Genomic DNA, 13,619 nt, shown 5'->3' on the forward strand with positions numbered 1-13,619 from the left:
GGCGCCGCTCACAGCGCGAACGTCACCGACAGGCGTGCCTGTCGCGGTGCGCCGGGGAACAGGTAGTAGTCACCGCCGCTGCTGCCGGTGTCGCGCCAGTAGAAGCGGTTGAACACGTTGTCCACCGACAGGTTCCAGGTCACGGCGCGCTCATGCACGCGGTGGCGGAAGCGCAGGCCGGCATCGAACACCGAATAGTCCGGCGCACGCACGCCGCCGTCGGCACGGGCCACATTGGCGGCGGCATAGCGCCAGCCACCGGTGACATCCAGGCCCTGCACGAACGGCAGTGCGTAGGCCAGATGCACACTGGCACGCACCTTCGGCACGTTCACCAGCTGATGGCCTTCCTGGCCCGGCGTGCCGGTATCGCGTGCACGCGCCTGCAGCACGCTGGCGCTGGCGACGATCTGCAGCGCATCGGTCAGCTGGCCGTTGGCGGTCAGCTCCAGGCCGGTATGGGTCTGCGTGCCGCGCTCGACGAAGGTGTAACCGGCATCGCTGTCATCCGGCATGGCGTACTGGTAGGGCTGCGAGATGCGGAACAGCGCGGCGCCCAGGGTGAGCGAGGCAGCTGGCACGTACTTGACGCCGGCTTCCAGCTGCCGTGACTGCACCGCCGGCAGGAAGGCATCGGCGTTGGAGGTCCAGAACGGTGCCTCCTGGCCCAGCGCAATGCCGCGCACATAACTGGCGTACGCATTGAGCTGGTCGGTGGCCTTCCATACCAGCGCGGTCTGCGGCAGGAAGCGCGACAGCCGGCTGTGCCGCTGCGGCGTGCCGCGCTTGTCGTAGGCGCGCTCGTCCAGGCGGACGAAGCGGCCACCAGCCAGCCACTGCCAGTCATCGCCGAACTGCATGCGGTCCAGCGCGAACACGGCGGTCTGGCGGCTGTCCAGACGCCGTGCGGACGGGCCGGGCATCAGCGGCGAGGGCTCGTACACCGGCACCTGCGTGTCGTGGATGTTGCTGCTGCCTACGTACTCGTTGACGCTCGGTCGCCTGTCCACCGTGCGGCGGAACGTGTCGGCGCCGACCGTCAGCTGGTGGCCGACGCTGCCGGTGTCGAAGCGGCCACGCAGCTCGGCGTGTGCCTGCTGGTTGCGGCGGGTATCGTCCGGACTGCGGTAGTCGTAGATGTCGTAGTCGCCGTTGGGGGCGAAGTAGTTGCCGGGCACGCTGCCATCAGCGCACGCGTCGGCGTAGTAGCAGCCATAGGCGAAGGCGACGTTGTCGTCGATCACCGAGCGGCTGTGGCCCACCGACAGCCGCGACTGCCAGCGCTCGTTGAAGTCGTAGGTGTGTACGGCGGTGATGTTGGTGCTGGCGATCTCCACCGGGCGCTGCCACGGCTGATAGCCCAGCAGGTGCTCGCGGTCGACGCCACGGGGCAGCTCCCGTGCGCCCAGCAGCTGGTAACCGGACACCGAGCGCTGCGAACTGGTCTGGTAGTTGGCGTCCACTTCCAGCTTGCCGCGCTCGCCGATCAGCCAGTCCGCTGCAAGCGAATAGAAGTTGCGGCGGCCGTCGGCATGCTCGACGTAGGACTCGCTGCCCTCCCAGGCGGCATTGAGGCGGATGCCGAAACGCGGCGTGATCCAGTGGCCGACATCGACGGCGGCATAGCGCGAGCCTTCCGAATCGGTGCCAAGGGTAGCCGTGCGCACTTCCGCCGGGCGCTTGCCGATGTAGTTGATGATGCCGCCGGGTGCCATCACCCCCGCGGCGAGGCCGGCTTCACCCTTCAGGATCTCCACCGCCTGCACGTTCTCCAGCGCCAGCCGCTGTTCGCCGGCGATGGCCAGGCCGTTGAAGCGGTAGCCGGTGGCGGCATCGAGCGCGAAGCCGCGGATGGCGACGTTCTGGTAGTAGCCCACCGGCGCGTAGGCATCTCCGAGCGAGGCGTCATTGCTGGCCAGTTCGGACAACGAGCGCACCTGTCGACGGTCGAGGTAGTCGCGTTCGAGCACGTTCACCGAGGCCGGGGTGTCCTTCCAGGAGCCGGCGCCGAATGCACTGACCCGCGCGCTGTCGGCCGCCGGCCTGCCGGCCTGCACGCGGACCGCTGCCAGCTCGGTGGGCGAACGTTCGCCGCTGTCGGCTGTCACGTCGGGGGAGGCTCCAGCCTCGCTGGCATGCAGTGGCAGCGCGGCACAGAGGGCGAGAGCGAGCAGGGTGGGACGCAGGCAGCGGTTCATTCGATTCGTCTTCGGACAACAGGGGAGACGAAGCGACGGCGCGCAGGTGCACCGGCCCGGAACGGGGGTGTGGCTGCGGCTCAAAGCTCCCTACGCCGGTGCAAACCGGATCAGGTTCCAAGGGACTCTCTCAGCCTGCAGATCCAGGCACCCCCGCTTCAGGCCGCTATTTCACTACAGATGGCAGGGATTTGCGAGCCGATGCCCTTCAGGCGGCGGCATGCAGCGCTTGCAGCAGGGCCTGGCCGGGTGCGCTGGCGAACCACGCGGCATGGCCCAGCATGAAGGGATACCAGGCGACATCGGCGTTCGCCGTCGAGCCGGTGATGCCTTCGAAGTACTCCACTTCGGACAGTGCGAAGTCGAAGTGGACCATCGGCAGCAGGTCCGCCAGCAGGTGCAGGCGGGTGGCCGACAACGGCAGCACTTCGCGGTAGCCGTCGAGCAGCGCCAGCGCGATGTCGATGCGCACCGCCTCATGGCCCCGCTCCAGCTCCAGCCAGGCCACGGCATTGCGCTCGATCGCGGTGGCCAGGTCGAACAGCGTGCTGGTGGGTGAGGCGAGGCCGAAATCCAGCACGGTGCTGACGTCGTCGCCGCGCCACAGCAGGTTGGACACATGCCAGTCGTTGTGCGCCCACAGCGGCGGCTCGGCGGACAGGCGCTCGGCCAGGCCGGCATGCCAGGGCAGGACGTCGCGGCGCAGCTGCGCCTGCCACGGAATCCGTGCCAGGTAGCGCGCCAGTCCCGGGCGGTCGGGAAGACCCGCTTCCAGCGCGCCGATGGGGTCGGCGGCGCGGATCAGCTCGTCGCGTGCCACCAGGACATGCGTGCTGCGCTGCGGGGCGTGGTAGCTGGCGGCGGCCTGATGCAGCCGGGCCAGCATGCGTCCGGCAGAACGCGCCCGTGCGGTGTCCGTCAGCAGCGTCCAGGAGGCGGCGTCGCGGTACAGATCGTCACCCACCCCCGGTGAATGCAGTTCATAGGTCCACGGCCCATGCTCGATGGCGCTGTCGCCTCCTGCGGTGGGCAGAACCTTCACCACCGGCACGCCGGCAGCGTGCAGATGGGCGATGAAGCGGTGTTCCTCCTGCAGGCAGGCGGCACTGCGCACGCTGCGGTGGTGGCGCTTGATGAACACCCGGCCGCGGGCACCTTCGGCCAGCGCGGCGGCCGACAACGGCCGGGGGCTGTGCCAACGCAGGGCGCTGTCCGCGTCCAGCACCGGATAACGGCGGGCCAGCCAGGCAACCTCGGCTGCATCGATCGCGGGCCAGTCGGCAGCGACCTCATCGTTGTTGAGGCCCTGCACGCGGTGGGCGGTGGAGGTCATGCGGGGGCCGGGGGCAAAGGAGTCATCCAGGGCTGCGCATTCAACGCCATGGACGGCCCGGACGCAAACGGGCGGGTCATCGACCCGCCCGTTGCCGGTGATGCCGGGCAGTGCCGGCGAGGGTTACCAGCCGCGGTGGCGACCGCGGTCGTGGTAGTAGCGGCGATCGCTGTCGCGCCAGCGGCGGTCATGACCGCGGTCCCGATAGCCATAGCCCCGGTCGTAGCCGCGCTGGTAGCCGCGGTCGTAGCGGCGGTCATAACGACGGTCGTGGCGGTCCGGGGTGGTCAGGTTGCCGATCGCGCCGCCGGCCACGGCACCGCCGACGGTGGCGGCCGGATCGCCATTGGAGATCAGGTGGCCGGCGACGCCGCCCACCACCGCACCGACGACGGTGCGCTTGTCCTTCCTCGACATGGCGCTGGCGTCGCTGACCACGGCGACACCGGCCAGCAGGGCCAGGGCCATCGCCACGCCACGGAAGCTGAGAGCGGAAGTACTGAGCATGTTCGGTTCTCCTGTAGGGGCATGCCACGGTGGGCAGGGAGGGCGCGGGCGCCCTGGCTGCCGTAGTGACCACGCTGGCGCCCGGAGATTGCCGGAACATTGCGTGGGCCACTGGGCGGCGTGCGTATTCATCTAGCGTCAGGCGGCATGAAGCCTGCCTGAAAGTTCAATGGCCGGATGGACAGGATTCAGATTTTGCCGTCACGCAGATAGTCGAACAGCTCTGCATCGCCTTTCAGGCCCAGCTTCAGCATCGCATCGCCCTTCTGCCGGCTGATGGTGCTGACGCTCTTGTGCAGCTGCACCGAGATCTCCTTCACCGTCATGCCGGTGCCGAGCAACCGCAGCACTTCCAGTTCGCGCGGCGACAGCGGTTTGCCGTCGCCTTCGCGCATGCGCCAGCTGCCGGCGGCCTCGACCCGCTCGCGCAGGCTGCGGCTGATATAGAGCTGGCCGCGGTTCACCGCCTGGATCGCCTGCGGCAGCTCGTCCATCGACGAACTCTTGTCGACCAGGCCGAGCACGCCGCTGTCGAGCACCATGCGCAGGATCGCCAGGTTGCTGGAAACGCTGAGCATCAGCACCTTGAGGTCGGGATGGCGGCGCCGGATCATGCCGATCATGGCGAAGCCATCGGCCTGGGGACTGCCGGGCATCGAATAGTCGGTGACCAGCAGGTCGCATGGCTGGCTGGTCAGCAGCGCCATCAGCGCCTGGGCGCTGTCGGCTTCACCGACGACCTGGCCAACGCCGCTGGACTCGATGACGGCGCGGGTTCCGATACGGACCACGGGGTGGTCGTCTGCGATGATGATGCGCAAGCTCATGCTCTAGTATGACCACCGGGCACGCCGGACCGCGACCATCGCGGCTCCTGGCAGGATTCTAGGAGATCAACGCCGATGCGTAGCTGGGCTGTTCGCGGGCGGGTCCTGCTGCTGGCCATGTTGGGTCCTGCCGTCGCTTGGGCGCAACTCGCGCCCGGCCCATTGCCGTTGAGTCCCCTGCAACGCGAATACCTGGCTGCGCACCCTCGCATCGTTGTCGGGCAGTATGACAGTGGTTGGCCCCCTTTCGAGTCGATCCGTGAAGGCCAACAGGTGGGCCTGGGACCGGATTATTTGTCGCTTCTGGCTCGTCGCTTGGGCGTGAACGTCGAGGCGCGCCGCTATCCGGACTGGCCATCCGTGCTGGACGCGGCATGCCGGGGCGAGATCGATGTGGTCATGAACATCGGCCTCAGTGCCGACCGAACCCGTTGCATGGTCTACACCTCGGCCTATGCCGAGGCGCCGCTGGCGGTGGTCGGACGACCTGGAGACCTGCGTGCTTCGGAGATGCCGGATCTTGACGGACTGCGCGTCGTGATCGAGCAGGATTTCCTGACCGCACCGCAGGTGCGTGCACGGTTTCCACGCGCTCGACAACTTGTCGCAAATGGCACTTTGGCGGCGTTGCAGATGGTCAGAGACGACAAGGCCGACGTCTATATCGGTAATGCCTATGTCGCCACCGAGCTGATCGCGGCCCATCAGCTGAAGGGAGTGGTGCTGCTGCGGCCCAGCGATCTGCCGCCGGAGCGGGCGCACTTCGGCGTCCCCAACAGCAAGCAACCGCTGGCCGAGGCATTGGATCTTGCGCTGGCTGCCACCAGCCAGGCGCAGCGGGACGCGCTGGCCCAGCGCTGGCTGCGGCCTCCGGAATGGTCCGCGTCGGCGCAGCTGGCCCTGAGCCAGGCCGAAAAGCGCGTGCTGCAGCAGCCTTTGAAGATCACCTTCGCGCCCAATGCCGCGCCGCTTTCGTTCACCGACGACGACGGCCAGCCCAGCGGCCTGACCAGCGAGTACCTGCGGCGGCTGATCCAGGTCGGCGCCAACCTGCAGGTGGAAACCAGCCATGACTGGTTCGAGGTGCGCGAGAAGGCGTTGAAGGGTGAAGTGCAGGCGGTGATGGGCATTCCCACCGATTCGCGCTACCTGGGGCCGGACTGGGTGTTCAGCCAGCCCTTCATCAGCGTGCCGAGCGTGATCGTCGGCACGCGCGACAGCCCGGCGATCCTGGGGCTGGCCGATCTGCAGGGCAAGCGCGTGCTGCTGTCCGACCCGGAACGCCTGCGCGGCTACGTGCTGCAGCAGGCGCCACGGGCAAAGATCATTCCCGCGCGCAGTGGCGAACAGGCGCTGCAGCGATTGGCCGATGGCGAGGCCGATGCCTACGTGGGCAACCTGGTCCTGGTCGATCACCTGTTGCGCAACCGCTTCCCGGGCCGACTGCAGATCCTTGCGCCGGCCGGATTCGGCGACCAGCTGGCGCTGGCTGTCGACCGTCGCCATGCCGCCCTGGCGACCACCTTCGACCGCCTGCTGCTGCAGATGTCACCGCGGGAGCATGAGGCGCTGCGGGGCGACTGGCTGGCCGTGGAGTATCGCAGTGGCGTGGACTGGGACGCCGTGCTGCATTGGGGGCTTCCGCTGCTGCTGGTGCTGCTGACCGGGGCGGTGGTGCATGGCGTCGGTCACTGGCGGCTGCGCCGGGAGGTGGCCGGGCGCCGCCATCTGGAGCAGCGCTTGGCCGAGGTCACCGACAATCTGCCGGCGGTGGTCTACCAGGCACGTCGCGACGCGGACGGCAGCCTGGCCTTCCCCTTCATCGCCGGCGACCTGCAGGCACTGTTCGGCATTCCGCGGCAGCGTGCCGAGCAGGATGCGCAGGCGCTGCTGGCGCGGATCGAGGACACCGACCGCCAGGCCGTGCTGCAGGCCATCGACCAGGCGGCCCGCCAGTTCGCGCCGCTGGCCTTCGAGTTCCGCCTGCTGCCGGGTGATGACGGCACGCCCGCGCGCTGGGTACGCAGCCAGGCTCACCCTTACGTCACCGAGGCCGGTGCCGTCACCTGGAGCGGCTACTGGGTGGACGTGACCCAGGCACGCGCACAGGCCGATGCGCTGGCGGCGGCCAAGATCGAGGCGGAACAGGCGGCCGAGGCCAAATCACGCTTCCTGGCCACGATGAGTCATGAGATCCGCACGCCGATGAGCGGTGTACTGGGCATGCTGGAAGTGCTGGCGCACTCGCCGCTGGATGCAGAACAGCAGCGCATCCTTGCCGTGATCGAGGATTCTGCGCAGATGCTGCGGCAGATCCTCGATGACATCCTCGACTACTCGCGCATCGAAGCCGGTGCGCTGCGCCTGGAACCGGTGCCATTGTCACTGCGGACCCTGCTGGAAGGCGTGTGCCGGCTGATGTCGGCGCAGGCCAGCGCGCGTGGCCTGGCCCTGCACGTGCAGATCGATCCGCAGCTGGCTGCGGCGCATGAAGTGGATGGCGTGCGCCTGCGGCAGATCGTCTTCAACCTGCTCAGCAATGCCATCAAGTTCACCGCGCAGGGCGATGTGTGGCTGCGGCTGGAGGTGCTCGGGCCGACCACCGCCGATGGCAGTCAGCCGTTGTGCCTGAGCGTCATCGATACCGGCATGGGCATCGCGCCGGAACAGCTGCAGCACCTGTTCGCGCCGTTCACCCAGGCCGGTGCGTACATCCAGCGCGACCATGGCGGAACCGGCCTGGGCCTGAGCATCTGCCAGCGGCTGGTGCAGATGATGGACGGCACGTTGACCCTGCAGAGCACGCTCGGCGAGGGCACCCGCGCGGAGGTCCGTCTGTCGCTGGTGGAAGCCGGCATCGAGGACGTCGCCGTGCTGGCGAGCGAGCACGAGCAGGCGGCGCTGCTGCCGACCGCGCTGCGCCAGAGCCGCGTGCTGGTGATCGAGGATCATCCGACCAACCAGGCGATGATGGCCTGGCGGCTGCAGCAGCTGGGCCTTCCGCACGTGCTGGTGAGTGATGGCCAGCAGGCGCTGGACCGGTTGGCGTCGGAACGCTTCGACCTGGTGATCACCGATTGCCGCATGCCGGTTCTCGATGGCTTTGCGTTCACCCGCCTGCTGCGCGAGCGCGAAGGCCGCCAGGGCCAGGCGCGCATGCCGGTACTGGCATTGACGGCCAGCGTGCTGGACGACGACGCGCGACGTTGCCGCGAGGCCGGCATGGATGAGGTGCTGGCCAAGCCTTTATCGCTGGCTACGCTGCGCGCGGCGTTGATGCGATGGCTGCCGCAGGCGTCCGTGGCACCGGAGGCGACCGCCGAGTCGTCCGCAGCGGTGGAGGGCGACGCATCGCTGGACCTGGCGGGCCTGCAGCGGCGCTTCGGTTCGCATGCGGTCGCCGTGCAGCTGGCCGCCACCCTGCTGCAGGCCAGCGAGGTGGATATCGCGGCCGTGCAGCGTGCGGTGCAGGCCGGCGACCGCGAGGCCGCCGCCCTGCACCTGCATCGCCAGGCCGGCGGGCTCGGGGCGGTGGGCGCGCACGCGCTGGCAACGCAGGCCAATGCCCTGGTCGAACGCCTGGAAGACGCCGGAGAAGTGGACAGCGCGCCGTTGTTCGCCGAGGTCCAGGCGTTCCTGTCACGCCTGCAGCAGCAGCTGCAGGGGCTGTCTCACTGAGCGGACTGCTGCTGCAGGTAAGCGATCACCAGCGCACGTCGTTCGGCGCTGGGAAACGCGTTGTACATGCGCGTGCCGGGCACCTGCTGCGTTGGTGACTGCAGGAAGGCATCCAGGGTCTGCGCGGTCCAGACGATATCGGCCCGGCGCATGCCCTGCGAATAGCCATAGTCGGGCAGGCTGCCGGCGCGGCGTCCGATTACACCGTGCAGGTTGGGGCCGAACCGGTGGATGCCACCGGCCTGCACCGTGTGGCAGCCCGCACACAGTTCGAACGCGCGCTGCATCGCCTGTTGTCGCGCCTGCTCAGGTGTGGCCGGTGGCGTGGCCGTGCGCTGGCAGCCGCTGCATGCCAGCAGCAGGACGAGGGCAGGGAGCAGACGGAAGGCACGCATGGGCGGAGAGGATAGCCGTGGCCGCCGCGGGCCGGGCTGCGACACGCGGTCGCAGCCCGCTGCGGTCACATGCCCGAGTAGTTCGGGCCGCCGCCGCCCTGGGGGGTCACCCAGACGATGTTCTGGGTGGGATCCTTGATGTCGCAGGTCTTGCAGTGCACGCAGTTCTGCGCGTTGATCTGCAGGCGTGCGTTGTCGGCTTCGCCAACGAACTCGTACACGCCGGCCGGGCAGTAGCGCGCTTCCGGGCCGGCGTACTCGGCCAGGTTCACCTTCACCGGAATGCTCGGATCTTTAAGGGTCAGGTGGCTGGGCTGGTTCTCGTCGTGGTTGGTGCTGCTCAGGAACACCGAACTGAGACGGTCGAAGGTCAGCACCCCGTCCGGCTTCGGGTAGCTGATGCGGGTGTGCTGGGCCGCCGGCTCCAGGCAGGCGTGGTCCGGCTGCGTACGGTGCAGCGTCCACGGCGGGTTGCGCACGCCCAGCTTGGGCAGCAGCCACTGCTCCACACCGGTCATCAGCGTGGCCACGGTCTGGCCCTTCTTGAACCACTGCTTGAAGTTCTTTGCCTGCTGCAGTTCGGTGAACAGCCAACTGGCTTCGAAGGCCTGCGGATAGGCGCTCAGCTCATCGTGCTGGCGGTTGGCGGCCAGCGCGTCGAACGCGGCGTCGGCGCACAGCATGCCGGTCTTGATCGCGGCGTGGCTGCCCTTGATGCGGCTGGCGTTGAGATAACCGGCCTCGCAACCGACCAGCGCGCCACCGGGGAACACCGTCTTCGGCAGCGACAGCAGGCCGCCGGCGGTGATCGCACGCGCGCCGTAGCCGATGCGGGTACCGCCTTCCAGGTGCTTGCGGATCTGCGGATGGGTCTTGAAGCGCTGGAATTCCTCGAACGGGCTCAGCCAGGGGTTCTTGTAGTCCAGGCCGACCACGTAGCCGATGGCGACCTTGCCGCCGTCGGTGTGGTAGAGGAACGCGCCGCCGTAGGTGTCGCTGTCCAGCGGCCAGCCGGCGGCGTGCACCACCAGGCCCGGCTCATGCCTGGCCGGGTCGATCTGCCACAGTTCCTTGATGCCGATACCGTAGGCCTGCGGGTCCTTGCCTTCATCGAGCCTGTAACGGGCGATCAGCTGGCGGCCAAGGTGGCCGCGCGCGCCTTCGGCGAAGATCGTGTACTTCGCATGCAGCGCCATGCCGCGCTCGAACGCCGGGCCGATGCTGCCGTCCTTCTCGATGCCCATGTCGCCGGTGGCCACGCCGATCACTTCGCCGGTGTCGCCGTACAGCACCTCAGCGGCGGCGAAGCCGGGGAAGATCGCAACCTCCAGCGCCTCGGCCTGCTGCGCCAGCCAGCGGGTCACTTCGCCCAGGCTGATGATGTAGTTGCCTTCGTTGTGGAAGCACTCCGGCAGCAGCGCATTGGGCGTGCTGCGCGACCCGGTCTCGCTGAGGAACAGGAACTCGTCGCGGGTGACCTTCTGCTTCAGCGGTGCGCCGCGTTCGGCCCAGTCCGGGAACAGTTCGGTCAGGGCGCGCGGGTCCATCACCGCACCGGACAGAACATGTGCACCGGGCTCGGAGCCCTTCTCCAGCACGCACACCGACAGTTCGCGGCCGGCTTCGATCGCACGCTGGCGCAGGCGGATCGCGGTGGCCAGCCCGGCTGGGCCGGCACCGACGATCACCACGTCGAACTCCATTACTTCACGCGGGGGCAGGGCGTTGGCTTCAGCGCTCATCGATTGCATGACTCGTGGGTAGTGCCGGTAGCAGGGCCACCGGCGGTTGCCTGGAAATCGCGCGTGCAGCCACGGCGAAACGGTTGTTTGAATGTGTCAGGGTACCGGGACGGGCGTGATCGAGCTAGATCGCCGATGTTCACGTCGTGATTGCTGCAGTGCAGCGTACGCCTGCAGCCGGATGGGAGCCGACCCTGGTCGGCACGCGCTTCCCGGATGACCGACAATGGCCCGGTCCCGACTGCGTGTGAGTGCCATGGCCCTGGATCCGTACGACCTGTTCGATGTCCGTTCCCTGCTCAGCGAGGAAGAGCGCGCCGTGCAGGACAGCGTGGCCCGTTTCACCAACGAGCGCGTGCTGCCGATCATCGGCGATGCCTTCGACCAGGCGCGCTTCCCGGCCGAACTGGTACCGGAGATCGCATCGCTGGGCCTGCTGGGCGCGACACTGCCGGTCGAATACGGTGGCGGTGGCCTCGGCGCGGTCAGCTATGGCCTGATCTGCCAGGAGCTGGAGCGCGGCGATTCGGGCCTGCGCAGCTTCGTTTCGGTGCAGAGCTCGCTGTGCATGTATCCCATCTACGCGTACGGCAGCGAGGAACAGCGCCAGCAGTGGTTGCCGGCGATGGCACGCGGCGAACTGATCGGCTGCTTCGGCCTGACCGAGGCGCACGGTGGGTCCGACCCGGCCAGCATGAAGACCCGAGCGGTACGCGACGGCAGCGACTGGCGCATCAGCGGCAGCAAGATGTGGATCACCAGCGGCCCGGTGGCCGACCTGGCCATCGTCTGGGCACAGACCGAGGACGGCATCCAGGGCTTCGTGCTGGAGAAGGGCATGGCCGGTTTCACCACGCAGGAAATCAAGCACAAGATGAGCCTGCGCGCCTCGTTGACCGGCGCGCTGTTCTTCGACGATGTGCGCGTGCCCGACAGCCACCGCCTGCCGAACGTGAAGGGCCTGAAGGGGCCGCTCGGGTGCCTGACCCAGGCGCGTTACGGGATCAGCTGGGGCCCGATCGGCGCGGCCATCGCCTGCCTGGATGAAGCGCTGGGCTACGCCAAGGAGCGCGTGCTGTTCGGCCGCCCGCTGGCCGCCACCCAGAGCGCGCAGATCAAGCTGGCGGAAATGGCCCGCCGCATCACCACCGCCCAGCTGCTGGCCCTGCAACTGGGCCGGCTGAAGGAAGCCGGCCAGCTGCAGCCGCAGCAGGTCAGCCTGGCCAAGTGGAACAACTGCCGCATGGCCATCGACATCGCCCGCGAGTGTCGCGATCTGCTCGGTGGGGCTGGCATCACCACCGAACACGTGGCGATCCGGCACGCGCTGAACCTCGAATCGGTGATCACCTATGAAGGCACCGAGACCGTGCACCAGCTGGTGATTGGCCGCGAACTGACCGGCATCAACGCGTTCTGACAGCGGGTTCCGGTGGGTGCCAACCTTGGTCGGCACATTTCCTCGGCGCGCATCCGGGCATCGGTGCGGACCAAGGTCCGCACCCACCATAAGCAGGTCACACGTACGTGTAGAGCCGAGCCCATGCTCGGCTGCTTCCTCTCACGCGCCGCCGGCAAACCCGTGCTGCCGCCAGGCTTCATACATCACCACGGCAACGGTGTTGGAAAGATTGAGGCTGCGGTTGTCCGGCCGCATCGGCAGGCGCAGGCGGCGGCCATCCGGCAGTGCATCGAGCACGTCCTGCGGCAGGCCACGGCTTTCCGGGCCGAACAGGAAGGCATCGCCCTCTTCAAAGGCCACGCTGTCGTAGCGCACGCTGGCGCGGGTACTGAGTGCGAACAACCGATTCGGTGCGATCCGCGCCAGCGCGGTGTCCAGGTCGGGGTGCACCTGCAGGCGCGAGTACTCGTGGTAGTCCAGGCCGGCGCGCTTGAGCTGCTTGTCTTCCAGTGCGAAGCCGAGTGGCTCGACCAGGTGCAGCTGCGCGCCGGTGTTGGCGCAGAGCCGGATCACATTGCCCGTGTTGGGCGGGATTTCCGGTTGGAACAGGATCACGTGGAACGGGGGTGCGGCATTCATCGGCGCAGTGTACCTGCGACGGCTGCCAGTACGGCGCACGCCCTGCCAGGGCAGGGCGGGCACCGCTTACGGGCGCAGCAGGACCTGGGCGGTTTCGGTGGCCAGGGCCTGCAGGTCGGCCGCGCTCGGACGCACCTGCAGGGTCGGCAGGTTGACGATCACCTGGTTGGCAACGCTGGTGGCGGCGGCGGCCAGGGTGGCTGCGTAGCGCTGTGCTTCCAGTTCGGCGGCCAGGGCGACGCGCTGTTCCAGGCTCGGGCGCACTTCCACTGAGGCCAGGGTGGTGATCGGCAGGGCGGCGGCGACCGGGGCGGCGGTGAAACCGTCGCGTTCGGCCAGTTGGTCGGCGCTGGGGCGCACTTCCACGGTGGCCAGGGTCGGAATGCCGCTGGCCTGTTCCCAGGCCTGCTGGGCCAGTTGGTCGGCGGCCGGGCGAACCTGCACGGTGGCCAGGGTCTTGATGGATTCGGAGGCCTGCACCGACGAAACAACCGCGGTGCCGGCGATCAGGGCGATGGCGATGGCAATGGTCTTGGCGTTCATGACGGGGCCTGTTTAGTGTTGTTGAGCGGTGGTGTGGTAGTAAGGTAGAACACCAATTCGGGGGATGCAAGGGAAATTTTCGATTTCTTGCATTTGTTCAGTCTTCAGTCAGCTTTTGTCTGAAGCCCTTGTTGGCGCAGGAAGTACCAAGCAAACCCCGTGCCAACTTTTAATCATTGATTTGAAAGGGTTTTTATTCCGCCTGAAAGTGTCCGCGGGGCGGACACCTGTCCATCCGAGGGGGCGCGGACACTGTCCGGACGCGGGGGCGGGGGAGACGTGACTGCTGTCGGGGGCCGTCGACAAGGCCCTGAACGGCTGCGAGGGCAAACACCCCCAGTGACTGCTGGCGGAT

The 13,619-nt window shown here is 68.0% G+C and carries 10 protein-coding genes and 1 riboswitch; of the genes, 2 read left to right on the forward strand and 8 right to left on the reverse strand.

Annotated features, from left to right (window positions below):
* Positions 1-8 precede the first annotated feature (8 nt).
* The 4 genes from IMX13_RS03045 to IMX13_RS03060 all read right to left on the reverse strand — a co-directional run bounded on the left by IMX13_RS03045 (position 9) and on the right by IMX13_RS03060 (position 4,865).
* The gene (locus tag IMX13_RS03045) at positions 9-2,198 is read right to left on the reverse strand and encodes a TonB-dependent siderophore receptor (RefSeq protein WP_193395729.1); all 2,190 of its coding nucleotides are present in this window, start codon (positions 2,196-2,198) and stop codon (positions 9-11) included.
* A 70-nt stretch (positions 2,199-2,268) separates the two neighbouring features.
* A riboswitch (TPP riboswitch) is annotated at positions 2,269-2,363 on the reverse strand.
* Between the two features lie 43 nt (positions 2,364-2,406).
* Positions 2,407-3,531 (reverse strand): phosphotransferase, encoded by a 1,125-nt coding sequence (locus IMX13_RS03050; RefSeq protein ID WP_193395730.1) that lies wholly within the window; start codon positions 3,529-3,531, stop codon positions 2,407-2,409.
* Between the two features lie 123 nt (positions 3,532-3,654).
* Complete coding sequence (locus tag IMX13_RS03055; protein WP_074902303.1) at positions 3,655-4,038, reverse strand: glycine zipper 2TM domain-containing protein; 384 nt, start codon at positions 4,036-4,038, stop codon at positions 3,655-3,657.
* 188 nt (positions 4,039-4,226) lie between these two features.
* Positions 4,227-4,865 (reverse strand): response regulator transcription factor, encoded by a 639-nt coding sequence (locus IMX13_RS03060; protein ID WP_053518414.1) that lies wholly within the window; start codon positions 4,863-4,865, stop codon positions 4,227-4,229.
* A 75-nt stretch (positions 4,866-4,940) separates the two neighbouring features.
* On the opposite strand from IMX13_RS03060, the gene IMX13_RS03065 reads away from it, so the two are divergent.
* Entirely contained in the window at positions 4,941-8,543 is a 3,603-nt protein-coding gene (locus tag IMX13_RS03065; protein ID WP_193395731.1) for a transporter substrate-binding domain-containing protein, read from the forward strand.
* Here IMX13_RS03065 and IMX13_RS03070 read toward each other — a convergent pair.
* Together IMX13_RS03070 and IMX13_RS03075 are read right to left on the reverse strand one after the other, a co-directional pair.
* Entirely contained in the window at positions 8,537-8,938 is a 402-nt protein-coding gene (locus tag IMX13_RS03070; protein ID WP_053518416.1) for a c-type cytochrome, read from the reverse strand. The two genes, IMX13_RS03065 and IMX13_RS03070, sit on opposite strands and share 7 nt — an antisense overlap.
* 65 nt (positions 8,939-9,003) lie before the next feature.
* Positions 9,004-10,680: an electron transfer flavoprotein-ubiquinone oxidoreductase gene (locus IMX13_RS03075; RefSeq protein ID WP_193395732.1), complete on the reverse strand. Its 1,677-nt coding sequence runs from the start codon at positions 10,678-10,680 to the stop codon at positions 9,004-9,006.
* A 256-nt stretch (positions 10,681-10,936) separates the two neighbouring features.
* Here IMX13_RS03075 and IMX13_RS03080 point away from each other — a divergent pair, with 256 nt between their 5' ends.
* The gene (locus IMX13_RS03080; RefSeq protein WP_193395773.1) at positions 10,937-12,100 is read left to right on the forward strand and encodes an acyl-CoA dehydrogenase family protein; all 1,164 of its coding nucleotides are present in this window, start codon (positions 10,937-10,939) and stop codon (positions 12,098-12,100) included.
* 141 nt (positions 12,101-12,241) lie between these two features.
* Here the strand turns inward: IMX13_RS03080 and IMX13_RS03085 are convergent, their stop codons facing one another.
* Together IMX13_RS03085 and IMX13_RS03090 are read right to left on the reverse strand one after the other, a co-directional pair.
* Positions 12,242-12,721, reverse strand: coding sequence for a tRNA (cytidine(34)-2'-O)-methyltransferase (locus IMX13_RS03085; RefSeq protein WP_065182053.1), 480 nt, complete (start codon positions 12,719-12,721; stop codon positions 12,242-12,244).
* Positions 12,722-12,787: 66 nt separating this feature from the next.
* Positions 12,788-13,264 carry a hypothetical protein gene (locus IMX13_RS03090; RefSeq protein ID WP_193395733.1) on the reverse strand — a complete coding sequence of 159 codons (477 nt, stop codon included), beginning with the start codon at positions 13,262-13,264 and terminating at the stop codon, positions 12,788-12,790.
* Between the last annotated feature and the right edge of the window lie 355 nt (positions 13,265-13,619).

This window comes from Stenotrophomonas sp. B2, assembly GCF_014947095.1.
Classification (GTDB): domain Bacteria; phylum Pseudomonadota; class Gammaproteobacteria; order Xanthomonadales; family Xanthomonadaceae; genus Stenotrophomonas; species Stenotrophomonas maltophilia_P.

Excerpts from the sequence above, each read along its gene's own strand:
- IMX13_RS03045 (WP_193395729.1), bottom strand. The coding sequence starts at position 2,198 with ATGAACCGCTGCCTGCGTCCCACCCTGCTCGCTCTCGCCCTCTGTGCC.
- IMX13_RS03050 (WP_193395730.1), bottom strand. The coding sequence starts at position 3,531 with ATGACCTCCACCGCCCACCGCGTGCAGGGCCTCAACAACGATGAGGTC.
- IMX13_RS03055 (WP_074902303.1), bottom strand. The coding sequence starts at position 4,038 with ATGCTCAGTACTTCCGCTCTCAGCTTCCGTGGCGTGGCGATGGCCCTG.
- IMX13_RS03060 (WP_053518414.1), bottom strand. The coding sequence starts at position 4,865 with ATGAGCTTGCGCATCATCATCGCAGACGACCACCCCGTGGTCCGTATC.
- IMX13_RS03065 (WP_193395731.1), top strand. The coding sequence starts at position 4,941 with ATGCGTAGCTGGGCTGTTCGCGGGCGGGTCCTGCTGCTGGCCATGTTG.
- IMX13_RS03070 (WP_053518416.1), bottom strand. The coding sequence starts at position 8,938 with ATGCGTGCCTTCCGTCTGCTCCCTGCCCTCGTCCTGCTGCTGGCATGC.
- IMX13_RS03075 (WP_193395732.1), bottom strand. The coding sequence starts at position 10,680 with ATGAGCGCTGAAGCCAACGCCCTGCCCCCGCGTGAAGTAATGGAGTTC.
- IMX13_RS03080 (WP_193395773.1), top strand. The coding sequence starts at position 10,937 with ATGGCCCTGGATCCGTACGACCTGTTCGATGTCCGTTCCCTGCTCAGC.
- IMX13_RS03085 (WP_065182053.1), bottom strand. The coding sequence starts at position 12,721 with ATGAATGCCGCACCCCCGTTCCACGTGATCCTGTTCCAACCGGAAATC.
- IMX13_RS03090 (WP_193395733.1), bottom strand. The coding sequence starts at position 13,264 with ATGAACGCCAAGACCATTGCCATCGCCATCGCCCTGATCGCCGGCACC.